Source organism: Streptomyces sp. NBC_01537, from assembly GCF_045040445.1.
GTDB lineage: Bacteria > Actinomycetota > Actinomycetes > Streptomycetales > Streptomycetaceae > Actinacidiphila.
The window spans coordinates 4,740,373-4,763,583 of sequence record NZ_CP109392.1 but is presented as its reverse complement, the minus strand read 5'-3'; the positions used below and the strand labels follow the sequence as shown (position 1 = coordinate 4,763,583).

At 72.1% G+C, this 23,211-nt stretch carries 19 protein-coding genes and 1 pseudogene; 10 read left to right on the top strand and 10 right to left on the bottom strand.

What is annotated here, in order from left to right; all coding sequences use genetic code 11:
• Positions 1-74 precede the first annotated feature (74 nt).
• Positions 75-434, top strand: coding sequence for a BlaI/MecI/CopY family transcriptional regulator (locus tag OG607_RS21925; protein ID WP_405725958.1), 360 nt, complete (start codon positions 75-77; stop codon positions 432-434).
• An 18-nt stretch (positions 435-452) separates the two neighbouring features.
• Complete coding sequence (locus tag OG607_RS21920) at positions 453-1,550, top strand: M48 family metalloprotease (protein ID WP_405725955.1); 1,098 nt, start codon at positions 453-455, stop codon at positions 1,548-1,550.
• Here OG607_RS21920 and OG607_RS21915 read toward each other — a convergent pair whose 3' ends face one another.
• A complete protein-coding gene (locus OG607_RS21915) occupies positions 1,551-2,771 on the bottom strand; it encodes a Tm-1-like ATP-binding domain-containing protein (RefSeq protein ID WP_405725952.1) in 1,221 nt (406 codons plus the stop codon).
• 143 nt (positions 2,772-2,914) lie between these two features.
• On the opposite strand from OG607_RS21915, the gene OG607_RS21910 reads away from it, so the two are divergent.
• Positions 2,915-3,751, top strand: coding sequence for a patatin-like phospholipase family protein (locus OG607_RS21910; protein ID WP_405725949.1), 837 nt, complete (start codon positions 2,915-2,917; stop codon positions 3,749-3,751).
• A gap of 103 nt (positions 3,752-3,854) precedes the next feature.
• A complete protein-coding gene (locus tag OG607_RS21905) occupies positions 3,855-4,811 on the top strand; it encodes an IS481 family transposase (protein ID WP_405723995.1) in 957 nt (318 codons plus the stop codon).
• Here OG607_RS21905 and kstD read toward each other — a convergent pair.
• Positions 4,808-6,574, bottom strand: coding sequence for a 3-oxosteroid 1-dehydrogenase (gene kstD, locus OG607_RS21900; RefSeq protein WP_405725946.1), 1,767 nt, complete (start codon positions 6,572-6,574; stop codon positions 4,808-4,810). The two genes, OG607_RS21905 and kstD, sit on opposite strands and share 4 nt — an antisense overlap.
• Positions 6,575-6,765: 191 nt before the next feature.
• On the opposite strand from kstD, the pseudogene OG607_RS21895 reads away from it, so the two are divergent.
• Positions 6,766-6,951 (top strand): annotated as a pseudogene (locus OG607_RS21895) (organic hydroperoxide resistance protein); the annotation flags it as partial.
• A gap of 5 nt (positions 6,952-6,956) precedes the next feature.
• Here OG607_RS21895 and OG607_RS21890 read toward each other — a convergent pair.
• Positions 6,957-7,901: a GlxA family transcriptional regulator gene (locus tag OG607_RS21890; protein ID WP_405725943.1), complete on the bottom strand. Its 945-nt coding sequence runs from the start codon at positions 7,899-7,901 to the stop codon at positions 6,957-6,959.
• Positions 7,902-8,004: 103 nt separating this feature from the next.
• Between OG607_RS21890 and OG607_RS21885 the strand changes: the two genes are divergently transcribed.
• Together OG607_RS21885 and OG607_RS21880 are read left to right on the top strand one after the other, a co-directional pair.
• Positions 8,005-8,442 (top strand): hypothetical protein, encoded by a 438-nt coding sequence (locus OG607_RS21885; protein WP_405725940.1) that lies wholly within the window; start codon positions 8,005-8,007, stop codon positions 8,440-8,442.
• 92 nt (positions 8,443-8,534) lie between these two features.
• On the top strand, positions 8,535-9,359 hold the full coding sequence (locus OG607_RS21880; RefSeq protein ID WP_405725937.1) for a VOC family protein: 825 nt from the start codon (positions 8,535-8,537) through the stop codon (positions 9,357-9,359).
• Here the strand turns inward: OG607_RS21880 and OG607_RS21875 are convergent.
• Positions 9,322-10,359 carry a glycosyltransferase 87 family protein gene (locus OG607_RS21875; protein ID WP_405725934.1) on the bottom strand — a complete coding sequence of 346 codons (1,038 nt, stop codon included), beginning with the start codon at positions 10,357-10,359 and terminating at the stop codon, positions 9,322-9,324. The two genes, OG607_RS21880 and OG607_RS21875, sit on opposite strands and share 38 nt — an antisense overlap.
• A gap of 44 nt (positions 10,360-10,403) precedes the next feature.
• Positions 10,404-11,696, bottom strand: coding sequence for a polyprenol phosphomannose-dependent alpha 1,6 mannosyltransferase MptB (gene mptB, locus OG607_RS21870; RefSeq protein WP_405725931.1), 1,293 nt, complete (start codon positions 11,694-11,696; stop codon positions 10,404-10,406).
• A 99-nt stretch (positions 11,697-11,795) separates the two neighbouring features.
• Here mptB and OG607_RS21865 point away from each other — a divergent pair, with 99 nt between their 5' ends.
• The gene (locus tag OG607_RS21865; RefSeq protein WP_405725928.1) at positions 11,796-13,307 is read left to right on the top strand and encodes a PstS family phosphate ABC transporter substrate-binding protein; all 1,512 of its coding nucleotides are present in this window, start codon (positions 11,796-11,798) and stop codon (positions 13,305-13,307) included.
• A gap of 21 nt (positions 13,308-13,328) precedes the next feature.
• On the opposite strand, the gene OG607_RS21860 is transcribed toward OG607_RS21865, so the two are convergent.
• The 3 genes from OG607_RS21860 to OG607_RS21850 form a co-directional block, all read right to left on the bottom strand.
• Positions 13,329-13,679 (bottom strand): VOC family protein, encoded by a 351-nt coding sequence (locus OG607_RS21860; protein ID WP_405725925.1) that lies wholly within the window; start codon positions 13,677-13,679, stop codon positions 13,329-13,331.
• A gap of 88 nt (positions 13,680-13,767) precedes the next feature.
• On the bottom strand, positions 13,768-16,002 hold the full coding sequence (locus OG607_RS21855) for a YncE family protein (RefSeq protein ID WP_405725922.1): 2,235 nt from the start codon (positions 16,000-16,002) through the stop codon (positions 13,768-13,770).
• A 163-nt stretch (positions 16,003-16,165) separates the two neighbouring features.
• Positions 16,166-16,768: a helix-turn-helix domain-containing protein gene (locus OG607_RS21850; protein WP_405725919.1), complete on the bottom strand. Its 603-nt coding sequence runs from the start codon at positions 16,766-16,768 to the stop codon at positions 16,166-16,168.
• A 78-nt stretch (positions 16,769-16,846) separates the two neighbouring features.
• On the opposite strand from OG607_RS21850, the gene OG607_RS21845 reads away from it, so the two are divergent.
• Together OG607_RS21845 and nagB are read left to right on the top strand one after the other, a co-directional pair.
• Entirely contained in the window at positions 16,847-17,734 is an 888-nt protein-coding gene (locus tag OG607_RS21845) for a class I SAM-dependent methyltransferase (RefSeq protein WP_405725916.1), read from the top strand.
• Positions 17,735-17,805: 71 nt separating this feature from the next.
• Entirely contained in the window at positions 17,806-18,588 is a 783-nt protein-coding gene (gene nagB, locus OG607_RS21840) for a glucosamine-6-phosphate deaminase (RefSeq protein ID WP_405725913.1), read from the top strand.
• 28 nt (positions 18,589-18,616) lie between these two features.
• Here the strand turns inward: nagB and OG607_RS21835 are convergent, their stop codons facing one another.
• Complete coding sequence (locus OG607_RS21835; RefSeq protein ID WP_405725910.1) at positions 18,617-19,012, bottom strand: molybdopterin-binding protein; 396 nt, start codon at positions 19,010-19,012, stop codon at positions 18,617-18,619.
• A gap of 31 nt (positions 19,013-19,043) precedes the next feature.
• Positions 19,044-23,165: a molybdopterin-dependent oxidoreductase gene (locus tag OG607_RS21830; RefSeq protein WP_405725907.1), complete on the bottom strand. Its 4,122-nt coding sequence runs from the start codon at positions 23,163-23,165 to the stop codon at positions 19,044-19,046.
• Positions 23,166-23,211 lie beyond the last annotated feature (46 nt).

Here is a 23,211-nt window from a genome sequence, read left to right as displayed (position 1 = left end):
CGTTTTCCTACAGGCGGTAGATTTGGGCGTCGCCGGGCAGGCGGCGCGATGAACGACAGAAGGCGGTGGCGTCCATGGGCCACAGACGGGCCCCCGGAGAGCTGGAGAGCGGTGTACTGGCCACGCTGTGGGCGGCGGACGGGCCGCTGACCGCCGCCCAGGTCGGCGAGCGGCTGCCGGGCGACGACCTCGCGTACACCACCGTGCTGACGATCCTGTCCCGGCTGTTCGACAAGGGCATGGTCATGCGGCAGCGGGCGGGCCGCGGTTACGCCTACGAGCCCGCGCGGGACGAGGCCGCGCACACCGCCGAGCGGATGCGCGACCTGCTCGACGGGGGCTCGGACCGAGCCGCCGTGCTGTCGAAGTTCGTCTCCGAGCTGTCCGCCGAGGACGAGCGGCTGCTGCACGAGCTGCTGGGCGACGGCCGGTAGGCGGGGCGGGCGGCGGCCGTGCGGATCAGTGTCTACGTGCCCTTCGCGGTCAGCGCCGTGCTGGCCGTGCTCGGGCCCCGGCTCGCGCACCGGCTGCCGCCGCGCCGGGCGGCCTGGGCGCTGGTCTGCGCCGCGCTGGTGACGACGGCCGGCTGGCTGGGCGCGCTGGCGCTGCTGGCGTTCACCGCCTTCGCCCGGATACCGGAGATCGCGGAGGAGGGTGCGTGGTCCGTCGCGGTGCTGAGCGCGGTCGAGCCGGTGCGGCTCTTCGTGGGCGTGGCCGGGGTGGCCGGGCTGCTCGCGGCCTGTACGGGGCTCGCCGTCTCCTGCGTACGGCAGGTCCGGGCCGTGCTGCGGGTCCGGCGGGAGTGCGCACGGCTGCCCGGCGACGGTGAACTCGCGGTCCTGGACGACGCCTCGCCGGAGGCCTTCGCGCTGCCCGGGGGGCTTCGCCGACCCGGGCGGATCGTGGTGTCGCGCGGCATGCTGAGCTGCCTCGACGGCCGGGAACGCGAGGCGCTGCTCGCGCACGAGCGGGCCCATCTGCGCGGCCGGCATCACCTCTTCCAGGCCGTCTGGCGGCTGTCCGCCGCCGCCAACCCGATGCTGCGGCCGCTGGCCGGATCCGGCTGCTACGTCCTGGAGCGCTGGGCCGACGAGGAGGCCGCCGACCGCGTCGGCGACCGCTCGGTCGTCGCCCGCGCCGTGGCCCGCGCGGCCCTGGCCGCGTCCGGCGCTCCCCACCGCTCCCTGGCCGCCACCGGCGGCGCCGTCCCCCGCCGGGTCAAGGCTCTGCTCGCGGCTCCGCCGAGGCAGCGGCGGCTGCCGCTCCCGCTGCTCGCGGGCGGGCTGCTGCTCGCGCTGTGCTGCGGCAGTCTGGCCGACGCCACGATGGACAACGAGGAGATCGTCGAGACGGCGATGTACGCGGCCTGCGCTCCGGCGGTGCCCGCCGCGCACATCGCACACCACGGGGACCTGGAATGCCGCCGGCCCCGTGACATGCCCCTCCGGCAGAAGGGCCGTGACACGGGGGCCGGTGGTTCACAGGTCGGCGACCTGCACCAGCATCTTCCCGGATATCTCACCCGCGACTGTGAGCTCCTGAAGCCCTGATCAAGCGCTGATCATCGTGTGCAATCGGTCGGCGGCAGCCCGCCCGAAGGCCGGGTCGTTGATGTGCGTGTCGAACTCCAGCAGTTCGACGGCGCTTCCTCGCAGCCCCTCCCGCAAGGCCGTGAACAGCGTTCCGTCCACTACCGGGTCGTGGTAGACGCCGCCGGCCGCACCCAGCGACGACAGCCCGCGCAGCGGCAGGCACAGCGCCGTCGGGCCGGTCGCGGCGCGCAGCTTGGCGGCGATGCCGCGGCCGAGCTGCGCGCACTCGGAGGCGTTGGTGCGGATGACCGTGACCGCCGCATTGTGTACGTGGACATGCCGGGCCCTGAACCGCTCCGGCAAGGACGCCAGCGGCCCGAACTTCACCATGTCCAGTGCCCCCGGGCTGACCACCTGCGGCACCCCCTCGCGGCCCGCCGTACGCAGCCGGTCCGGCCCCGCCCCGAAGTGGCCGCCCACCAGGTCGTCCGCGAGCTCGCTCAGCGTCAGATCCAGCACCCCGGCGAGCAGTCCCTGCCCGGCCAGCGCCTCCAGGGTCCGGCCGCCCGGGCCGACGGTGTGGAACACCAGCACCTCGTAGCCGAGTTCGGTGAGCCGCTCACGGGCGGCGTCCACGCCGGGGGTGGTGACCCCGGCCATGGTGGCGGCGACCAGCGGCCGTCCGCCGGGGGGCGCGGGAGCCGCCGCCGCGTACCCCTTGGCCATTCCGGCGATCGCGTCGGCCGCGTTGGCCAGGATCGGGGCGGAGATCCGGTTCACCCCCGCGATGTCCACGACGCTGTACATCATCGCGATGTCCGCCGTCCCCACGAACGGCCCCACATCGCCCGCCGCCATCGACGACACCATCAGCTTCGGCACTCCCAGCGGCAGCCCCCGCATCGCCCGCGTCGCGATCGAGGTCCCCCCGCTCCCGCCCAGCGCCAGCACCCCGTGCAGCCGCCCCTGCCGGTGCAGCCGCCGGGCGATCTCCTCCGCGCCCTTCGCCATCTCCGTCACCGATGCGCCCCGGTCCGCGTCCGCCCGTAAGCGGCCCAGGTCGGCCCCCGCCGCCCTCGCGACCTCGGCGCGCGTGATGTCGGCCAGGATCCGGGGCTCCCCGGCGACCCCGGCGTCGATGACCAGCACGTCCACGCCCGTGCGTAACAGGCGCTCGCGCAGCCAGCCGTACTCCACACCCTTGGTGTCCAGCGTTCCTATGAGCGCAACCACCGGCATATATAGGAGTGTTCGTCGGATTTTCATCCCGGGCAAGACCGCCTCGGCTGTCGCCGTCCCGGAACCCGCCGGGCGGCTCGATCGTACGTAAATCGCGGGCAGAGGTGACCACTTGACGCGACTTGATGCGAAGGAGCAACGGGATGACGACGACGCGGGCACTCGTCCTGGGCGGCGGCGGGCTGGCGGGGATCGCCTGGGAGACCGGGGTGCTGGCAGGGCTCGCGGAGGAAGGGATCGACGTCGCGGCGACGGCCGACCGGGTCGTGGGGACCTCGGCGGGGGCGGCCGTGGCCGCGCAGCTGAGCAGCGGGCTGACGCTGCCGGAACTGCTGGCGCGGCAGGCCGACCCGGCGCTGCAGAACGAGGAGCTGCCGCCGACGGGGACGTCGGTCGCCGAGCTGCTGGACCTGTGGGCCAAGCTCGTCGCCGAGATCCCCGACCCCGTCGAACTGCGCCGCCGCCTCGGCGGGCTGGCGCTCGCCGCGCCGACCGTGCCCGAGGCGGCCCGGCGCGCGGTGATCGCCGGACGGCTTCCCCGGCACGAGTGGCCCGAGCGGCCCCTGACCCTGGTGGCCGTCGACGCCCGCACAGGCGGTACGCGGCTGATCGACCGGCACTCCGGGGTCGGCCTGGTGGATGCCGTCGCCGCGAGCTGCGCGGTGCCCGGCATCTGGCCGCCGGTGACGATCGACGGGATCAGATACGTAGACGGCGGCATCCGTACGTCCAACAACGCCGACCTCGCGGCCGGCCACGACCACGTCCTGGTCCTGGCGCCCCTGGCCGACCCCGCCCTGGAGGCCGAGGTCGCCGGCCTGCGCCGCACCGGCCGGGTCGCGGTCATCACCCCGGACGAGGCGGCTACGGAGACCTTCGGCACGAACCCGCTGGACCCGGCGGTCCGTACCCCCGCCGCGCAGGCGGGACTGGCGCAGGGGCGGCGGGAGGCGACGGCGGTCGCGGAGGCCTGGGCCTAGATGTATTGATCACGAGCGTTGTTGACACGTGTCGTGCTTGATCAAAGGTGAAGACCTCCGGTGTGGTGGAGCTGTCTAGGACCGCACCACACCGGAGGTCTTCGTGTCCCACCGTAATGCCCGGCTGACCGTTCACGGCAGGCGACTGCTGGTCGAGCGTGTCACCTCGGGCCGGCCCGTCGCCCACGTGGCCGCTGAGATGGGTGTCTCCCGCGCCACCGCCCACAAATGGGTCCGCCGGTGGCGGGCCGAGGGCGAGCCGGGCCTGCACGACCGGCCCAGCAGTCCCCGCACGACCCCGCACCGCACCCCGGCCGCGACCGAGCAGGACGTCTGCCGTCTGCGCCGCGAGCGCAAGCTCGGCCCGGCCCGCATCGGCCCGATCCTGGGCCTGCCCGCCTCGACCGTGCACCGCATCCTGACCCGCCACGGCCTGCACCGCCTGGCCTTCCTGGACCGCCCCACCGGCCAGGTCATCCGCCGCTACGAACGCGACCGCCCCGGCGAGCTCATCCACGTGGACGTGAAGAAACTCGGACGGATCCCCGACGGCGGCGGCCACAAAACACTCGGCCGCCAGGCCTCCCGCGCCACCAAGACCGGCGTCGGCTTCGACTACGTCCACTCCGCCGTCGACGACCACACCCGCCTGGCCTACAGCGAGATCCACCCCGACGAGAAAGCCGCCACCTGCGCCGACTTCCTCCGCCGGGCCGCCGCCTTCTTCACCACCTGCGGCATCCACCGCATCGAACGCGTGCTGACCGACAACGCCTGGTCCTACCGCAAAAGCACCCAATGGAAGCAGGCCCTCACCGACCTGGACGCGACCGGCAAACTCACCCGCGCCTACCGGCCCCAGACCAACGGCAAAGTCGAACGCTTCAACCGCACCCTGCTCGACGAATGGGCCTACCTACAGCCCTACACCAGCAACGACCAGCGCACAGCCGCCCTGACAGACTTCCTCCACAGCTACAACCACCATCGCAGCCACACCGCACTCAAAGGCCAGCCCCCGATCAGCCGCGTCAACAACCCTGCGGGTCAATACACCTAGACCGTGTTCGCGATGTCGTTGGCCGCTATGTAGCCGAAGGTCATCGCGGGGCCGATCGTCGATCCGGCCCCCGCGTAGCTGTGGCCCATGACGGCCGAGCTGGCGTTCCCGGCGGCGTACAGGCCGGGGATGACCGTGCTGTCGGGGCGCAGGACGCGGGCGCGGGCGTCGGTGGCGAGGCCACCCTTCGTGCCGAGGTCGCCGGGGACGATGCGGAAGGCGTAGAAGGGGGCGAGCCACAGGGGGGCGAGGCAGGAGTTGGGGAGGATGGCGGGGTCTGTGTAGTAGTGGTCGTAGACGCTGTCGCCGCGGTGGTGGTCGGAGTCGGTGCCGGTGGCGGCGAGGGAGTTGAAGCGGGCGACGGTGGCCCGCAGGGTGGCGGGCGGGACGCCGATGTCGGCGGCGAGGAGGTCCAGGGTCCAGGCCTTGTGGACCGCGCCGGAGGTGTACCAGGCGTCGGGGAAGGCGAGGGTGGGGGCGACGTCCTTGAAGAGGTAGCGGTTGCGGTAGTTCTGGTCGACGATCAGCCAGGCCGGGATGTCGGGGTCGGTCGGGTTCTTGGCGTACATGGTGTGGACGACATCGCTGTACGGGGCCGCCTCGTTGACGAACCGCTTCGCGGCGGCGTTGACGATCAGGCCGCCGGGGAGGGTGCGCTCGGCGAGGCAGAAGTAGGGCTGGTCCGGGAGGGGGATGGCGGGGCCCCACCAGGCGTCGTCCATCAGGGACAGGGCGGCCCCGGCGCGGGCGCCGGCCTGGATGCCGTCGCCGGTGTTCTCCTTCGCGCCGACGGTCCAGGCGGTGCCGATGGGCTGCTGCTGGTACTGGGCGCGCATGGCCGCGTTGTGCTCGAAGCCGCCGGAGCCGACGATGACGCCGCGCCGGGCGCGTACGAGCCCCGCGGAGCCGTTCTTCGTCACGACGACGCCCGTTACGGAGCCGGACTCGATGTTCAGGTCGGTCAGCGGGGTGTTCAGCCACACCGGCACACCCGCCGACAGCAGCCCCGCGCGCAGCCCGGCGGCCAGCGACTGGCCCATGGTGAGCGGCTTCTGGCCCAGCAGCGCGGCCTTGGTGCCGCGCGCGAGGCACTCCGTGGCGACGGCGAGGCCCTTGGCGCTGACGAGGGAGAGGTTGAGCCACTTGTAGTCGGCGCTGAAGACCACCATGCCGTCGGGGACGGCCATGTAGGGCGGGTTGAGGTTGGCCAGCTCGCTGCCGAGGATGTTGCCGTCGAGCTGGTCGGGCTCCATGGAGCGGCCGTTGGGCATTCCGCCGGTCAGGGCCGGGTAGTAGTCGCTGTACCCCTCCATCCAGCGGAAGCGCAGCGGGCTGTTGGCCATGACGGAGGAGATCATGGCGGGGCCGTTGCTCAGGAAGGCCTGCTGCCGAGCCAGGGGGACGTCCGCGCCGACCACCGCCGCGAGATACGCCGCCGCCTTCGCCGGGGTGTCCGGCACCCCGGCGGCCAGGATCACCTCGTTGCACGGGATCCAGATCCCCGCCCCGGACCGGGCCGCCGACCCACCGAAGGTGGGCGCCTTCTCGACGACGACGCAGCTCAGCCCGCGTTTGGCGGCGGTGAGCGCGGCGGTCATCCCGGCGGCGCCGGAGCCGACCACGACCACGTCGTACGTGCCGATGAGCGGCAGGTCGGCGGCGTACGAGGCCGCCGCACCACCGCTCAGCGCGAGCCCGGCGCCTGCGGCGGCAGCGGCGCCGGTGAGCACGACCTCGCGGCGGGAGGGGGTTCTTATGGGCATGGCGGCACACTCCCGGCGGGTCGGCAGGTCAGCGGAAATCTGATGATGCGTCAGGAATGTGATCCCGGGATCTTGTGAAGTCAAGAGACGCGGGAACCGGGAGGCTAATCGCACCCATGTTCCTACCGGCCGGTAATCTGTGGGGCATGTCCGACACCGAAACCGATCGCCTCGCGCGCCGGCCGACGAAGATCGTGTACAAGGTCGGCATCGGCCCCAATGACGCCAAGGGCTACGGCCTCGCCGTCGCCGTCAACGTCTCGCTGCCGCTGCTCGACCAGGAGCTGGCCGCGCGCTTGGTGGACGCGGCGCACGAGGTGTGCCCGTACTCCAACGCCACCCGGGGCAACATCGACATCTCGATCATGCTCAGCTGACACCCTCAGCTGAGCTGGAAGGCCCGGCGGTAGGCCTGCGGGCTGGTCCCGACGATCTGCCTGAAGCGCTCCCGGAAGGCGGTCGGCGAGCCGAATCCCGCCTCGCGGGCGATCCGTTCGACCGGGTGGCCGGTGGTTTCCAGCAGGTGCTGGGCGCGGCGTACGCGGGCGTGGTGCAGCCACTGCAGGGGCGTGGTGCCGGTCTGCTCGCGGAAGCGGCGGCTGAGGGTGCGCGGGCTGAGCCGGGCCTGGGCGGCGAGGTCGGCCAGGGTGAGGTCGCGGGCGGCGTTGGCGGCCATCCAGCGCAGCAGGGGTTCCAGGGTGGCGCCGCCGTCGGCGGCCGGGGGCTCATGGACGATGAACTGGGCCTGGCCGCCGTCCCGTTCGAGCGGCATGACGCATACGCGGCCGGTGTCGGCGGCCACCGCCGATCCATGGTCGCGGCGGATCATGTGCAGGCACAGGTCGAACGCGGCGGCGGCCCCGGCCGAGGTCAGGAGCTGGCCGTTGTCCACGTACAGCACATCCGGGTCCACCTCGATCGCCGGGTGCAGGCTCGCCAGGAGCGCCGTCCCCTGCCAGTGCGTGGTCGCCCGCAGCCCGTCGAGCAGGCCCGTGGCGGCGAGCACGAACGCGCCCACGCAGATCGACGCGATCCGGGTGCCGTCGGCCGCCGCCTTGCACAGCGCGTCGATCACCTGCTCCGGGACGGGCCCGGCGGGGTCGGCGGTGCCGGGCAGGACGATCGTGTCCGCGTCGGCGAGGGCGTCGAGCCCGTACGGGGCGCGCAGTGCGAACGACCCGGCGTCGATCTGCGGCCCGGGTGCGCAGACCCGTACCTCGTAGGCGGGGCGGCCGCCGGGCAGGCGGGCGAGCTCGAAGACCTGGACGGGGATCGAGAGGTCGGCGGGGATGACGCCGTCGAGGGCGAGCACGGCCACGGTGTGCATGGGGCCACGGTAGGCCTGTCGGGGCGCCGTAGGCGAGAATCCGTTGAAGCATGGCATTCTCGCCACTCCTCCTAGGGCCCGCTGATCACTACCGTCGGGTCACATGACGAAATTCCTGCTCGCCGTCCATGTCCTCGCCGCGATCATCGCCATCGGGCCCGTGACCGTCGCGGCCAGCATGTTCCCGGCCGCTGTCCGGCAGGGCTCCGCCGGTGTCCACACCCTGCACGGCATCTGCCGGGTCTACGCGGGTGTCGGGATCGCGGTGCCGGTGTTCGGGCTGGTGACAGCCCAGTCCATGCACGTACTCGGCCAGATCTGGCTGATCGTGTCCATGGCGCTGACCACGGTGGCGGCCGGGGTGCTGATGCTGCTCGTCCTGCCGGGCCAGGAGGTGCTGGTGGCGGCGCTCGACGACGGCAAGGAGATCGAGCGGCGGGCGACGGCGCGGCTCGCGATGTACGGCGGGATGTTCAACCTGCTGTGGGCGACAGTCACGGTCCTGATGATCATCCGCCCGGGCTCGACCACGGGGGCGTGAGCGCAGCTCGTAAGCGCTCGGGGGGCGAGCGTCAGTGCTCGGTGGGAGGCTGAGTGCATCAGGGATCCAGTGGTCCGCGAAGGGAGATCGCCATGATCACCACTGACTTCGTCACCGGCTCACCGTGCTGGCTCGACCTCGGCGCCCCGGATGTCACCGCCGCCGCCTCTTTCTACGGCACCGTCTTCGGCTGGGACTTCGAGCGGTACACCGGCGACGACGCGCCGGAAGGGATGGAGTACGGCACCCTCAAGAAGGACGGCCACGCCGTCGGCGCCATCGGCAAGCTCACCGAGGAGGGCGCCCGCCCGGCCTGGATGCTCTACTTCGACACCCCCGACGCGGACGCCACCGCCCAGGCTGTCGAAAAGAGCGGCGGCTCCGTCCGCGTCCCGCCGATGGACGCCGGGGACGCGGGCCGCATGGCCCAGTTCACCGACCCCCAGGGCGGGCAGTTCGCCGTCTGGCAGCCGGGCAAGGACCGGGGGCTGGAAGTGGTGGACCAGCCGAACAGCCTCTGTTGGGCCGAGCTCTGGACCACCGACTCCTCGGCCGCGAAGGGGTTCTACAGCAGCCTCTTCAACCTGCAGACCCAGGACATGGACCTGCCCGAGGGCTCCGGCACCTACTCGGTCATCGGCCCCGAGGGCATGGGCGAGGACCGGATGCACGGCGGCGTCATGGAGGTCCCGGCCGAGGCGCTCGCCCTCAGCGGCGGACGCCCCGAGTGGCACCCGGTGTTCGCCGTGGCCGACTGCGACGCGACGGCCGCCAAGGTCACCGGCAACGGCGGCACCCTCCAGATGGGCCCGGAGGACATGCCGGGCGTCGGACGCCTCGCCGTCTGCGTCGACCCGTCCGGCGCGGACTTCGTGCTGCTCAAGCCCGACCCCGGCACCGGCGGCTCCTCCGGTTGAGGCGTCCCCGATGTAGTACGTGGCGCGGACTGATCAGCAGCCACAGCGACAGCCATACGTACGTGTTGGAGCCCAGGAAGCCCGTGACACCGGAGGCGTCGAAGCGCCACAGCCACACCACGCTGCTGCACAGCACGACGTACGCGACCGCCGACCGCGCCAGTACGAGGGCCGGGAGCAGCCAGACGAGGTGGTGCACCCAGGTCACCGGGCTGACCAGGCAGGCGGCGGCGCCGGTGAGGGCGAAGGCGCTGAGCTGGTCACCCTCATCGTCCTGGTCGGCCAAGCGGTAGCTCCGGTACGCCCAGACGCCGAGCACCGCCAGCACGAGCAGCGGCCACAGCCAGCCGCCGCCCGGGTCGCCGAGGCGGGCCAGCATGCCGCGCAGCGACTGGTTGGAGACGTACGCGGCATCGCCGACCCTGCCGGTGTCCCACAGGGCCCCGGTCCAGTAGCGCCGCGACGGCCCGGGGGCCAGCAGCCAGCCCCCGGCCGTGGCGGCCACCGCGACCCCCGTCGCCGTGGCCGCCGCCCGCCACCGCCGGGCCAGCAGCAGCGAGCCGATGAACAGGGCGGGCGTGAGCTTGACCGCCGCAGCCAGTCCGATGCCCACACCCGACAGCCGGTGCGGGCGCAGGTCGGTGAGGACCAGCGCCAGCAGCAGCAGATTGACCTGCCCGAGGCTGAAGGTGTCCCGTACCGGCTCCAGCATCACGAACAGGCACACCGCGACCACCGGGGGCCACCCCGGTACCAGCCGCCGCAGGACGTACACCGAGGCGGCCGCGTTCAGCGCGAAGGCCACGGCCACCGCCACCCCGCGCGGCACCAGCGCCATCGGGAGCATGCACAGCGCGGCGAAGGGCGGGTACGTGAAGCCGTACGGCGTGCCCGGCAGCACGTAGTCGTAGATCCGGCCGCCGTGCCGGAGCCAGTCGTCGAGCGTCCCGTAGTAGACGTACAGGTCGAACCAGCCCCGGTAGTACGGCACCGTGAGCATGAAGAGCAGCGTGAACCCGACGAGGGCCGCCTGGCCTCGTCGGGTCAAAGCGCTGTACGCACGCACAGCAGAGCCACCGCCGCCGCCACCCCACCGCACACCGCGAGCAGCAACTGCCCGCCCGACGCCGCGAAGCCGCTCGGCAGCACCGCCAGCGTCAGCACCGCGCTGAGCGCGGCGACCCATCTGCGTACCCGCCCGTACGGGGCCGGGGCGGCGGCGGCGATGAGGAAGCAGCCCCACAGCACGTACCAGGGGCGGATCGCCGGGCCGAGCAGGGCGATCGCGGCGAGGCTTATCCCGAGCGCGTAGACCGGCCCGAGCCGCAGCCTGCGCTGCCACGCGTACAGCATCACCGCGCCCGCCGCTGCGAGGCCCAGCCACCGCCAGAACAGCAGCGCGCCGGTCAGCCGGCCCAGCGTGGTGGTGAGCGACCAGGTGTAGCTGGCGGCGGGCGTGCCGAGGGCGCCGAGCCAGCCGTATCCGGTGCCGGTGAGCGCGGTGACGGCCACGGTCACCGTCCCGGCCACGGCGGCCGCGTACAAAGCCGCCCGGGCCGTCCGCCGGCGCCCGCCCAGCCGCCCCGACCACAGCGACGCGACCACCAACAGCCCCAGCGCCGCCGGGGCCTTGACCAGCGCGGCCAGCGTCACGAGCGCGGCCGCGCACACGAACCACCCGCCCAGCGCCGTCACCATCCCGGCGCCGAGCAGCCCCAGCATGACGGCGTCGTTGTGCGCCCCCGCGATCAGATGCAGCAGCACCAGCGGATTCAGCCCGCCCAGCCACAGCGCCGCCGCCGGCGGCACCCCGCACCGCCGCGCCAGCACCGGCAGCAGCCCGATCATCAGCCCGACCCCCGCCAGCGCCACCAGCCGCATCCCGGTGATCCCGGCCGGCGCCAGCACCGCCGCCAGCCCCAGGAACACCGGCCCGTACGGGGCCGGCGTCCGCTGCCAGACCGGCGCCACCTCGGCTGCCAGCGGCCCGCCGAGCCGGTCGGGACCGTACGCGTAGACGTCGATGTGGGCGTGCACCATCGCCCCCTGCGCCAGATAGCTGTACACATCCCGGCTGAACAGCGGCGGCGCCAGCACCAGCGGCGCCGCCCACACCGCCAGCGTCACCAACAGCTCACGGCACGACGGCGGTTCCTCCGACCGGACCTCCCGCCCGAGCCGCCACCACGCCCCGATCAGCAGCACCAGCCCGAAGTACGCCACGAACAGCCCCACCGACGGATGCCGCACCCCCGCCGTCAACGGCAGCGCCCCGGCCCCGCCGACCCCGCCGAGCGCGAGCGCCGTCGTACCCGCCAGCCCCACCCACCTGTGCACGCCAGCAGCCTGACCGGCTCAGACGAACCCCCGGCGAACATCTGCCGACCGCCCGGCGAAAGCCCATCCGCCGCTCAGTCCGCTTCCTACCGTGGCGCCATGGACGACTGGCTGAGCGCCGACAACACAGTGGCCGTACTCACCGCCCTGCTCGGTGTCGCCGTCTCCTTCGGCGTCGTCTGGTACGAACGCCGCGTCCCGCGCCGCAAGCGCATCGGCTACCGCGTCCAGATGGACACCCCCATCGGCAACGACGACCCCGACGGCGAGGGCGACGGCGCCCCCAACGTCCGGCTCGGCCTCTTCAACGACCTCGACGACATGAACGACGCCACCCTCGTCCTGCTCCGCATAGAGAACGACGGCGGCGAGTCCATCGCGGAGCACGACTACACCAACCGCGACCCCAACCCCGCGCTCACGGTCGTCTTCTCCGGCCGCACCGTCAGGGGCGTCGCCATCACCCAGTCCAACGCGCGCCATCTGCGGGACCACTTCGTGGACGTCCGCCACTCCGGCAGCCAGATCCACCTGCCACGGGTGCCCCTCAACCGCGGCCAGTACTTCAAACTCCTCGTCGCCCTCAACCGCGGCCACGTCGGCGACGCCGTCCGCATCGACGGCAACATCCGCGACGGCGACATCGTCCCCAACGCCGCAGTGCCCGTCGACAGCAAGCCCCCGCGCTTCAGCCGCTCCGCCCGCCTGATCACCATCCTGCTCACGGTCTGCGTCACCGTCCTCGCCGGGATCATCGTCGCCGGTGAGGACGCCCCGCCCCCCATGGGCTGCGCCACCGGCAGCCTCACCCTCATCGGCTCCACCGCCTTCGCCCCCGTCCTCGACGACCTGTCCACCCGGTACGAGAAGGACTGCCCCGACTCCGCGATCAGCGTCGACGCCCATGGCAGCAACGAGGGCGTACGGCAGGTGGCCGAGGCCCCCTCCGCCACCATCGCCTTCTCAGACGGCGCGAAGCCGGACGGCTACCCGCAACTGACGGAGAACCGCGTCGCGATCTCAGCGTTCGCGCTGGTGGTCAACGACCGCGTCAGGACGACGAATCTGACCGTCGCCGACATCCGCCGCATCTACCGAGGCGACCTCCTCAACTGGAAGCAGCTCGGCGGCCCCGACCTCCCCATCCTCCTCGTCAGCCGCAACGCCGACTCCGGCACCCGCGACCTCTTCCGCCGCCACCTCCTGGCCGGCGTCGGCGAGCCCGCCTTCACCTCCCGCGACTGCCTGCACCGCAACTCCCCCCAGGACAAGGTCATCCGCTGCGAACTCGACAGCACCGACCAGGTCCTCGCCACCGTCGCCCGCCTCCCCGGCGCCATCGGCTACAGCGAACTCCGCGCCGCCACCACCACCGACGGCCTCCACACCCTCCGCATCAACGGCCGCCAACCCTCCGTCCAGACCATCGGCGACAGCACCTACCCCTTCACCGAGATCGAGTACGCCTATACCTACGGCTCCCCGTCCCCCAGCTCGCTCGCCGCCAGCTTCCTCAACTACACCCTCCGCGGCGCCGGCCAGACCATCATGGAAGCCCACGGCCAGCTCCCCTGCTACAAGCCCGAGGGCCTGCAGCGCTGCCAGACGTAACCCCCTCCGCCCGGCCCGCCCTCACAGGTCGGTGGCTCGCTCATGGCGGGGCTCGTACATGCCGACCTCGCCGCCGCCCGGCAGACGGAACCTGGTCAGCCGTCCCCAGCCCGCATCGGTGACCGGCTGGGTGAACTCGACGCCCTTCGCGGCCAGGTTGGTCACGGTCGCATCGACGTCGTCGCACATCAGATAGAGCTCCTGCGACTCCGGGCCGTCCGTGGGATGCACGGCGATCTCCGTCGGCGGAAGCTTGAAGATCAGCCAGCCGCCTCCCGCGTCGACATGCGGATACTCCAGCACATCCTTGAAGAAGGCCCGGTCCGCTTCCGCATCACGGCTGTAGACGATGACGTGTGCACCATTGATCACGCGGCCAGGGTAAATCCTCACGACGGCAACGCGACGGAGGCCGCCCCGATGTTCTCGGGGCGGCCTCCGTCGTGGATTCTGCTGTGCGTCAGTTGGTGAAGTAGACGTACTTCCAGGACCCGTGGGTCGTGGTGTTCACGCTGTCACCGGAGCCGCCCTTGATGTACGAGGCGCGGACCCGGGCCCGGACGCCGGACTCGCCGGGTCCCTCGATGCCGACGGCGGACTTCCCGTGGGAGTTCAGCGCGAAGTAGTCGGAGCCGGCGTCGTACCAGCGGCCCTGGTAGTAGACCTGGAGCTGGAGCAGCTGGGCGCGGCCCGGGTAGTAGCTCATCGTCGTGGTGAAGACCGACGTGTTGTTCTTGTGGAAGTAGTAGTACTTCGTGGAGCCGATCTTGCCCGTCTTGTAGTACTTGGAGACGGCGGTGGAGACGTTCACCTTCGTACCGACCGAGCGGGTGGCGGTCTTCGGCGCGTAGCGGGCATCGCCGGTGAAGGTGGTGGAGAAGGTCGTGTTGCGGGTCAGCCTGTACTTGACCGCCAGGTTCCCGGAGGAGTTGACGGTGCCTGTCTTGAGCAGCTTCTTCGTGCCGCCGGCCGGCTTGGCGTAGATCGACAGCTTGCGGTTCTTGTACGTCTTGCCCAGGTGGGCGGTGACGGTGACCGTCTTGCCGTACGAGTACGTCGAGGCGGAGGTCTTCACGGTGACCGTGGGCGTGGCGCGGGAGACCTTGACGGTGTCCTTGCCGCTGCCGGCGGTGTGGGTGGCGTCGCCCGCGTAGGTGGCGGTGTAGGTGACGTCGCCGCCGGTGACCGGGGTGTCGGTGAAGCTGAACTTGCCGTTGGAGGCGACCGACTTGGAGCCGAGGGACTTGCCCTTGGGGTCGGTCAGGTCCTTGCGGGTGACGGTGACCTTGGCGCCGGCGGGGAAGGCCACGGTGGCGGTGAGGGTGCCGGTGACGGTGAGCTTCTTGGCGCGGGTGGCGGTGGCCGGGGCGCTGACGGTGACCTTGCTGACGGCCTTCGTGGCGTCGTTCAGGACGCGGAGGGTGGGGTAGTCGCCGTAGACGTCAACGGTGATGGCGAAGAGCCGGCTGCTGTCGGGAGCCCAGGCGAGGCCCGAGCTGAGGAGCTCGGAGGAGTAGCCGGGGCTGCCGACGACACCGAAGTCGTAGTTGCGGATCTGCTTGTCGACGCCCTGCTTGAAGACGTAGATGTCCGGCTCGTAGGCGCCACTGATGCCCGCGGCGATCGTGCCGCCGGGCGCGACGGCCACGGCGTTCGGGTACGAATCGGTCGTGTACTTGCCGTCGTCGGCGAGGTCGGAGATCCGGTACGCCTGCTGGTAGTACGGGGCTCCGCTGGCGGTGATCAGCTGTGTGCCGTCCGCGGTCACGGCCATGTCCGCGGGGCTGGCCACGCCGTCGCGCTCCGCCTGCGTGGTCGGAGTGCCCGTGGACAGGTCGTAGACCCGCAGGGTGGACGGGCTGATGCCCGAATCGGCGGCCACGAGGGTGTTGGAGTCGCCGGAGGCGGTGGCGGCGAGCAGCGGGCCGGAGTACCAGTCGTCGGCGAGGTCGAGCGTGACCACGGCGCCGTTGGTGGTGGTGACGTCGGCGGAGGCCTCGTCGGCGGCGTCGGCCGTCTGCGTGCCGGCGGTCTCGGTGGCCGATTCCGTGACGCTCGGGGATTCCGACGGGCTTTCGGAGGGGCTTTCGGAGGGCGACTCCGACGCGGACTCGGTCGGCGTGGCCGTGTCGGTCGCCGTCTCGGTCGGGGTGACCGACTCCGTCGGGCTCGGCTCGGCCGTCTCCGTCGCGGTCTCCGTGGCCGTCGGCGTCGGCGTCGGGACGACGACCGGGTCGAGGTCCAGGGAGCCGAGGTTGCCGTCGCCGCCGGAGCCGTAGCCGAACCAGATCTTGCCGCCGGCCAGGGCGAGGCTGCTGGGAGCGGCGGTGCCGAGGTCGTAGCGGGTGGTCTCGGCGAGTGTGGCGGTGTCGATCGCGGAGATCGCGTCGGCCGTGCTCAGCGCGACGTACACGGTGCTGGAATCGGCGGAGAGCAGGAGGTCGGAGGCGCCCTGCTCGGAGGCGATCTTGCCGACGACGGTGCCGCTGTAGTCCGTCACGAGGACGGCGCTGTCGGCGGCGCTGCTGATGAAGACCCGCTTGTGGACACCGTCGACGACGATGTCCGAAGGCGAGGTGAGCGGCAGGGCTTTGGTGGTGTCGGCGACGGCCGGAGCGGCCGTGACGCCGAGCAGGGTGGCGGAGCCGAGCAGCACGGACAGGGCCGTGCCACTGGCGATGTGGCGGGTGCGCAAGCTGGTTCCCCCCAGGCAGGCGAATGAAGTTAGGTGAGGCAAGTACGGATCGTGCGACGCGGGGTGCGGCTGTGCGGGCGCGCTCGGCGCGGCTCTGCGGGCGGCCTCCGCTGTCGTACAGGTGAACGCTACGTCATGCCTATGACAGTCGACGACTTCAATATCAAGCTGTGACCTGTGTGGTCTTCGGCTTGGCCCGTACGTGCATCCGCTCGCCCTGCGGCCCGAAGATGCTGAGCACCTCCACCGGGTGCTCGTCCGCGCTCAGGAAACAGTGCGGCAGGCGGGTGTCGAACTCGGCCGCCTCGCCGGCCGGCAGCACCAGGTCGTGGCCGGCCAGGATCAGCCGCAGGCGGCCGGAGAGTACGTACAGCCACTCGTACCCCTCGTGGGTCTTCGGCTCGTACGGCGCCCGCGTGGCGGGGATCACCAGCTTGAACGCCTGCAACGACCCGGCCGAGCGGGTCAGCGGGACCGCCGTCAACCCGTTGACCTCGCGGGCGGGCATACGCACCCGGGGGTCGCCGACCTCGGGTGCGCCGACGAGTTCGTCCAGGGGGACCCGGTGGGCCTGGGCGATCGGGAGCAGCAGCTCAAGGCTGGGGCGGCGCCCGCCGGATTCGAGGCGGGACAGGGTGCTCTTGGAGATGCCGGTGACCTCGGCGAGCGCGGTCAGGGTGACGCCGCGCTGCGTACGGAGCCGCCGCAGACGGGGGCCGACCTCGTTGAGCACGTCGGTGATGTCCGTGTCCTTTTCCCTGTCCATGCGGCCGATGGGAGCACCTTTTCCCGGAACCGGCAACAAATGTTGCCGGACCCGGGAAGCCGGGAGCAGTCTCCGGCCATGACCACTCATCAGCATCAGCACGGCCACCATCACCACCACGGCACCGACGACGTCGACTGGCAGGCCATGGGCGACATGCTGGAGCGGGGCGGCGACCTCACCGCCCCCTCCGTCGAGCAGACCGCCGCCTGGCTGCGGGGCCTCCTGCCTGCCGCCCCCGCCCGGATCCTGGACATCGGCAGCGGCCCCGGCGTGGCCGCCTGCCTGCTCGCCCACGCCTTCCCCGACGCCGAGGTCGTCGCCGTGGACGGCGCCGAGCCCCTGCTGGAGCGGGCCCGCGCCCGCGCCGCCGCCCAGGGCCTGGGCGACCGCTTCCGCACCGTCCAAGCCGAACTGCCCGACGGCCTGGACGCCATCGGCACCGCCGATCTCATCTACAGCAGCCGCGCCATCCACCACGTCGGCGACCAGCAGCTCGTCCTCACCCGCCTCGCCTCCGCCCTGCGCCCCGGCGGCCTGCTCGCCGTCGTGGAGGGCGGTCTGCCCGCCCGCTTCCTCCCCCGGGACGACGCGGGCGCCGGTCGCCCCGGCTTCCAGGCCCGCCTCGACGTCGCCGCCGAGGAGTGGTTCGCCGCGATGCGGGCCTCCCTGCCCGGCTCCGTACGCACTCCCGAGGACTGGCCCGCCCTCCTCACCGGCGCGGGCCTCGCCCCGGCGGGCTCCCGTACCTTCCTCACCGACCTCCCGGCCCCCCTGAACCCGTCGGCCCGCGCGTACATCCACGACCGCCTCGCCCTCACCCGCGACCAGTTCGCCCCTGGGCTCGCCCCCGACGACCGGCAGACCCTCGACGACCTCATCGACGGCGACACCGCCACCGGGATCCTCACCCGCCCGGACGCCTTCTACCTGGAGGCGACCACCGTCCACACCGGGCGTCGGTGAGCCCCGGGGAGCGCCTGGTAAATTGGTCTACACCAGTACCGGTGTGTGTATCCAGAGGGGCAGGGGCCAGCATGGAAGTTGTCATCGTTCCGGACGCCGTCGCGGGCGGAGAGCTCATCGCCGAGACGATCGCCGCCCTGCTGACCCGCAAGCCCGGCGCTCTGCTCGGCGTTGCCACAGGCTCGACCCCGCTGCCGATCTACCAGGCGCTGGCGGCGAAGGCCGCCGCCGGTGCGGTGGACGTCTCGCGGGCCCGGATCTGCCAGCTCGACGAGTACGTGGGCCTGCCGGCCGGGCATCCGGAGTCGTACCGCTCGGTGGTGCTGCGGGAGGTCGTACGGCCGCTGGGGCTGGGCGAGGACGCGTTCATGGGGCCGGACGGGGCTGCGGGGGACATCGCGGCGGCGTGTGCGGAGTACGACCGGGCGCTGGCGGAGGCGGGCGGGGTGGACCTGCAGCTGCTGGGGATCGGGACGGACGGGCACATCGGCTTCAACGAGCCGTGCTCGTCGCTCGCTTCGCGTACGCGGATCAAGACGCTGACCCGGCAGACCCGGCAGGACAACGCGCGGTTCTTCGACAGCCTGGAGGAGGTGCCGCATCACGTGATCACCCAGGGGATCGGGACGATCCTGGAGGCGCGGCACCTCGTGCTGCTGGCCACCGGGGAGGCGAAGGCGGAGGCGGTGGCGCTGGCCGTGGAGGGGCCGCTCGCGGCGGTGGTGCCCGCGTCGGCGCTGCAGCTGCACCCGCATGCCACGGTGGTCGTGGACGAGGCGGCGGCGTCGGGGCTGAAGCTCGCGGGCTACTTCCGCGACACGTACGCGGCGAAGCCGGACTGGCAGGGCATCTAGGCCCTGTCCGGGCTCGTGAGTCAGCCGACTACGTACGGTCGATGTGCACGTTGGTCGACTTCACCCGGGCCGTGGCCTCCATGCCGACTTCCAGGCCCAGTTCCTCGACGGCCTCGCGGGTCAGCAGGGAGACCAGCCGGTGCGGGCCGGCCTGGATCTCGACCTGGGCGGCGACGTCGCCGAGCTTGACGGCGGTGACGATGCCGGGGAAGGCGTTGCGGACGGAGGTGTAGGAGGCGGCCTCGTCCTCACCGCCGGTCCTGGCCAGCTCCACCGAGAACGCGGCGAGGTCGCGGCCGTCGATGAGACGCCGGCCGCCCTCGTCGCGGTGGGTCGCGACCCGGCCGGCGTCCGCCCAGCGGCGGGCGGTGTCGGGGCTTACGCCGAGCAGGCGCGCCGCCTGGCCGATCGTGTAGGACTGCATGGCCTGAAGATATCCCGCCACCCGTGCGCGATCAGTACACGTCCCGTACGTAGCGCTTGTCCGCCGCCAGCTGCTTGACGTACGCGGCCGCCTCGCCCTCCCCCAGGCCGCCGTGGACACCGGCGATCTCCAGCAGGGCCTGGTCGACGTCCTTGGCCATCCGGGAGGCGTCGCCGCAGACGTAGAAGTGGGCGCCGTCCTGGAGCCAGGACCAGAGCAGGGGGCCGTGCTCGCGCATGCGGTCCTGGACGTAGACCTTGGCGCGCTGGTCGCGGGAGAAGGCGAGGTCGAGGCGGGTGAGGGTGCCGTCGGCGAGGTGGGCGGCGAGCTCGTCCCCGTAGTAGAAGTCGGTCGCGCGGTGCTGCTCGCCGAAGAACAGCCAGTTGGGCGCCCGGTGGCCCCGGGCCCGGCGCTCGTCGAGGAAGCCGACGAACGGCGCGACGCCGGTGCCGGGGCCGACCATGATCATCGGTGTGGCGGGGTCGGCCGGGGGCCGGAAGTGCGGGGAGCGCTGCACATGGACGGGCACCGGTGTGCCGGTGGCGGCGTCGGCGAGGAAGGGCGAGCAGACGCCCTTGCGGGGGCGGCCGTTCCGGCTCTCGTACCGGACGACGGAGACGGTGAGCGACACCAGATCCGGGTCGGTGAGAGGGCTGGACGAGATCGAGTACAGCCGTGGCTGCAGGCGGCCCAGGACGCCGACCCAGTCCTGCGCGGAGGCGCGGACGGCGTGCTCGGCGACGACGTCGACGGCCTGCCGGCCCCAGGACCACTTGGCCAGCTCGCCCTTGTTGTCCGGGCGGAGGAGCTTCTTCAGCTCGCGGGGGTCGTGGAAGCGCTCCATGACGAAGCGCAGCAGGTCGGGGCTGATGCGGGTGATGTCGAGGTGGCCGCTCAGCGCCTCCAGGAGCGAGACCTCGCCGACTCCCTTCACATCCACCGCCGTTGCCGCGTTCAGCCCGGTCACCGCCAGCCATTCCGCCACCAGGTCCGGGCAGTTGACCGGGCGTACGCCGAGCGCGTCCCCCGCCTCGTAGACCAGCGGCGTCTCGCTCTCCCGGGTGTCGAACGTGAACCGGTGCACCTCCTTGCCCGCTCCGGGCAGGCTGAGCAGCCGGTTGCCGGTCAGGCGGGCGGTGACGGGGGCGGGCTTGCGGGACTTCGGCTTCAGTACAGGGGCGGCGGGGGCGACAGGGGCGGCGGGCGCGGCTTCCCCGGTCAGGGCCGTCACGACCTGGTCGAGCCAGGCCTGCGCCGACGGCTCGTAGTCCGGTTCGCAGTCCGTACGCGGGGCCAGGCGCAGCGCGCCCAGCTCGTCCATGCGCTGGTCGAGCCGGCGGCCGTACCCGCAGAAGTCGTCGTACGAGGAGTCGCCGAAGGCCAGCACCGCGTACCGCACACCCTCCAGGCGGGGGGTGTCGGGCGCGGTGAGCGCGTCCCAGAAGCCGGAGCCGTTGTCGGGGGCGTCGCCGTCGCCGAAGGTGCTCGTGATGATGAGGAGATCGGCGGCGGGCGGCAGCGCGGCGGGGTGCGCGTCGTCCATGCCGACGAGCGTCGCCTTGTGGCCGCTCGCGGCGAGGTGGTCGGCGGCGGCCAGCGCGAAGTCCTCGGCGTTGCCGGTCTGCGAGGCCCAGAGGACGACGACCTCGCGGGTGGTGGCCTGGGGCGCGGGGGACTGCTCCGCCGGTCCGGAGGCCGTACGCGAATACATCCCGGCCAGTACGCCGTTCACCCACAGCGCGTGCTCGGGCGAGAACGGCGCGCCCGGCGGGAGCACCGGCACGCCGGGGGCGCCGGACGGGATCCCGGCGAGGAATCCGACCAGATACTGGCGTTCGTGCTCGGCGAGCACGGGCGGCGGGGCGGCGGGCAGCCCGAAGGCACCGATCGGCGCGGGTACGTGCACGGTGACCGGTGCCTGTGCCTGTGCGTGTGCCTGCGCCTGCAACGGTGCGGGCGCCTCCGGGGCTGGCTGGGCCGCCGCCACCCGCGTAAGCGACACCGCGCAGACCTTGAACTCCGGCTGGAACGACAGCGGATCCACCGCATCGCTCGTCACCGCGTTGACGCTCAAATACTCGCCGAACAGGTCGTTCCAGTGGAACGGCGCGAACACGCACCCCACCCGTACCCGGTCCGTCACCACCGCCGGCAGCACCGCCCGCCCGCGACGCGACGCGACCTCCACCGAGTCGCCCTCCGCGATGCCCAGCGCCCGCGCGTCGTCCGGGTGCAGCTCCACGAACGGCCCGGGGTTCAGCTTGTTGAGCTTGGCGACCTTCCCCGTCTTGGTCAGGGTGTGCCACTGGTGCTGCAGCCGCCCGGTGTTGAGGACGTACGGGAAGTCGTCGTCGGGCATCTCGGCGGCCGGGATGTGCGGCCGGGGGAAGAACACCGCCCGCCCGCTCGCCGTGGGGAAGACCGGCCCGTCGCCCTCCTTGCCCCCCTTGCCCTCCTCCACGTACCGGATCGGGTTGCGGTCCGGCCCGTCCGCGCTGGGCGCCGGCCACTGCACGGACGTGCCCCGCAGCCGCTCGTACGTCACGCCCCGCAGGTCGTAGCCGGTTTTCGGGTTGGCGGCCCGCTTGATCTCCTCGAAGACCTCTTCCGCGTCGGCGTACGTGAACCCGTCCGCGTACCCCATCTCGCGGGCGACGGCCGCGATGATCCGCCAGTCGGCCATCGCCTCGCCGGGCGGGTCCACGGCCTGCTGCGCCAGGGTGAGGTTGCGCTCGCTGTTGATGAGCACGCCCTCGCTCTCGGTCCACATGGCGCCGGGCAGCACCACATCCGCGTAGGCGTTGGTCTCCGTGTCGGCGAAGACGTCCTGGGTGATGACGAACTCCGCCGCCTCCAGCCCCTCTATCACCGTGCGGCGGTTGGCCACCGAGGCCACGGGGTTGGTGCAGATGATCCAGCAGGCCTTGATCTCGCCGTCGGCCATCTTCTGGAACATCTCGACGGTGCCCTTGCCGACCCCGTCCTTCCTGACCGTCCCCGGCTCCAGCCCCCACAGCTCCTCGATGAAGGCCCGCTCCCCGTCGACCAGAACTGTTCTCTGCCCGGGGAGCCCGGGTCCCATGTAGCCCATCTCGCGGCCGCCCATGGCATTGGGCTGGCCGGTCAGCGAGAAGGGGCCGCTGCCGGGGCGGCAGATCGCGCCCGTCGCCAGATGCAGGTTGACCAGGGCGTTGGTGTTCCAGGTGCCGTGCGTGGACTGGTTGAGCCCCATGGTCCAGCAGCTCATCCACTCCCCGGCCTCGCCGATGAGCCGGGCCGCCTCCCGGATGTCGTCCTCCGGGATGCCGGTGATTTCGGCGACCGTGGCGGGCGGGTAGTCCGCCAGGAACTCCGGCATCGCCTCCCAGCCCTCGGTGTGCCCGGCGATGAAGGACGGATCCGTGTGCCCGGCCTCGTGCAGCAGGTGCAGCAGGCCGTTGAGCAGCGCCAGGTCCGTCCCGGGCCGGATCTGGAGGAAGAGGCCGGCCTTGTCGGCGGTCGCGTTGCGCCTCGGGTCGACCACGATCAGCTTGGCGGCGCCCGCCTTGACCCGTTCCATCATGCGCAGGAAGAGGATGGGGTGGCAGTCGGCCATGTTCGAGCCGATGACGAGGAAGACATCCGCCTTCTCGAAGTCCTGGTACGACCCGGGCGGGCCGTCGGCGCCCAGCGAGAGCTTGTAGCCGGTGCCGGCGCTGGCCATGCACAGCCGCGAATTCGACTCGATCTGGTTCGTCCGTACGAAGCCCTTGGCCAGCTTGTTCGCCAGGTACTGCGCTTCCAGGCTCATCTGCCCCGAGACATAGAAGGCGACCGCGTCCGGCCCGTGCTCGTCGATGACCGCCCGCAGCCGCCGCGCGGTCTCCCTCACCGCCGCGTCCATCCCGGTCGGCTCCGCCTCCGCCCCGCGCTCGGCCCGCACCAGCGCGGTGCTCAGCCGCCCGGGCGCCGCCAGCATGTCCGCCGTCGTCGCGCCCTTGGTGCACAGCCGCCCGAAGTTTGCGGGGTGTGCCTTGTCGCCCGAGGCCTTCAGGACCGTACGCCGCCCGTCGGGGCCGAGGCCGACGTCGAGGAGCATGCCGCAGCCCACACCGCAGTACGAGCAGACGGTGCGCACCTGCTGCGTCGTGCTCGCGGTTGTGCTTGTGGTCATGGCGGCCCTCCGTTCCCACTCACGACCGTACGAAATGCCCATTACG

What these genes read in the sequence shown, in the direction of transcription:
- OG607_RS21835 (WP_405725910.1), bottom strand. Translation starts at nt 19,012, where the DNA reads ATGCAGTCCTACACGATCGGCCAGGCGGCGCGCCTGCTCGGCGTAAGC.
- OG607_RS21910 (WP_405725949.1), top strand. Translation starts at nt 2,915, where the DNA reads ATGACGACGACGCGGGCACTCGTCCTGGGCGGCGGCGGGCTGGCGGGG.
- OG607_RS21925 (WP_405725958.1), top strand. Translation starts at nt 75, where the DNA reads ATGGGCCACAGACGGGCCCCCGGAGAGCTGGAGAGCGGTGTACTGGCC.
- OG607_RS21880 (WP_405725937.1), top strand. Translation starts at nt 8,535, where the DNA reads ATGATCACCACTGACTTCGTCACCGGCTCACCGTGCTGGCTCGACCTC.
- OG607_RS21915 (WP_405725952.1), bottom strand. Translation starts at nt 2,771, where the DNA reads ATGCCGGTGGTTGCGCTCATAGGAACGCTGGACACCAAGGGTGTGGAG.
- OG607_RS21885 (WP_405725940.1), top strand. Translation starts at nt 8,005, where the DNA reads ATGACGAAATTCCTGCTCGCCGTCCATGTCCTCGCCGCGATCATCGCC.
- OG607_RS21875 (WP_405725934.1), bottom strand. Translation starts at nt 10,359, where the DNA reads ATGCTCACGGTGCCGTACTACCGGGGCTGGTTCGACCTGTACGTCTAC.
- kstD (WP_405725946.1), bottom strand. Translation starts at nt 6,574, where the DNA reads ATGCCCATAAGAACCCCCTCCCGCCGCGAGGTCGTGCTCACCGGCGCC.
- nagB (WP_405725913.1), top strand. Translation starts at nt 17,806, where the DNA reads ATGGAAGTTGTCATCGTTCCGGACGCCGTCGCGGGCGGAGAGCTCATC.
- OG607_RS21890 (WP_405725943.1), bottom strand. Translation starts at nt 7,901, where the DNA reads ATGCACACCGTGGCCGTGCTCGCCCTCGACGGCGTCATCCCCGCCGAC.
- OG607_RS21865 (WP_405725928.1), top strand. Translation starts at nt 11,796, where the DNA reads ATGGACGACTGGCTGAGCGCCGACAACACAGTGGCCGTACTCACCGCC.
- OG607_RS21845 (WP_405725916.1), top strand. Translation starts at nt 16,847, where the DNA reads ATGACCACTCATCAGCATCAGCACGGCCACCATCACCACCACGGCACC.
- OG607_RS21830 (WP_405725907.1), bottom strand. Translation starts at nt 23,165, where the DNA reads ATGACCACAAGCACAACCGCGAGCACGACGCAGCAGGTGCGCACCGTC.
- OG607_RS21850 (WP_405725919.1), bottom strand. Translation starts at nt 16,768, where the DNA reads ATGGACAGGGAAAAGGACACGGACATCACCGACGTGCTCAACGAGGTC.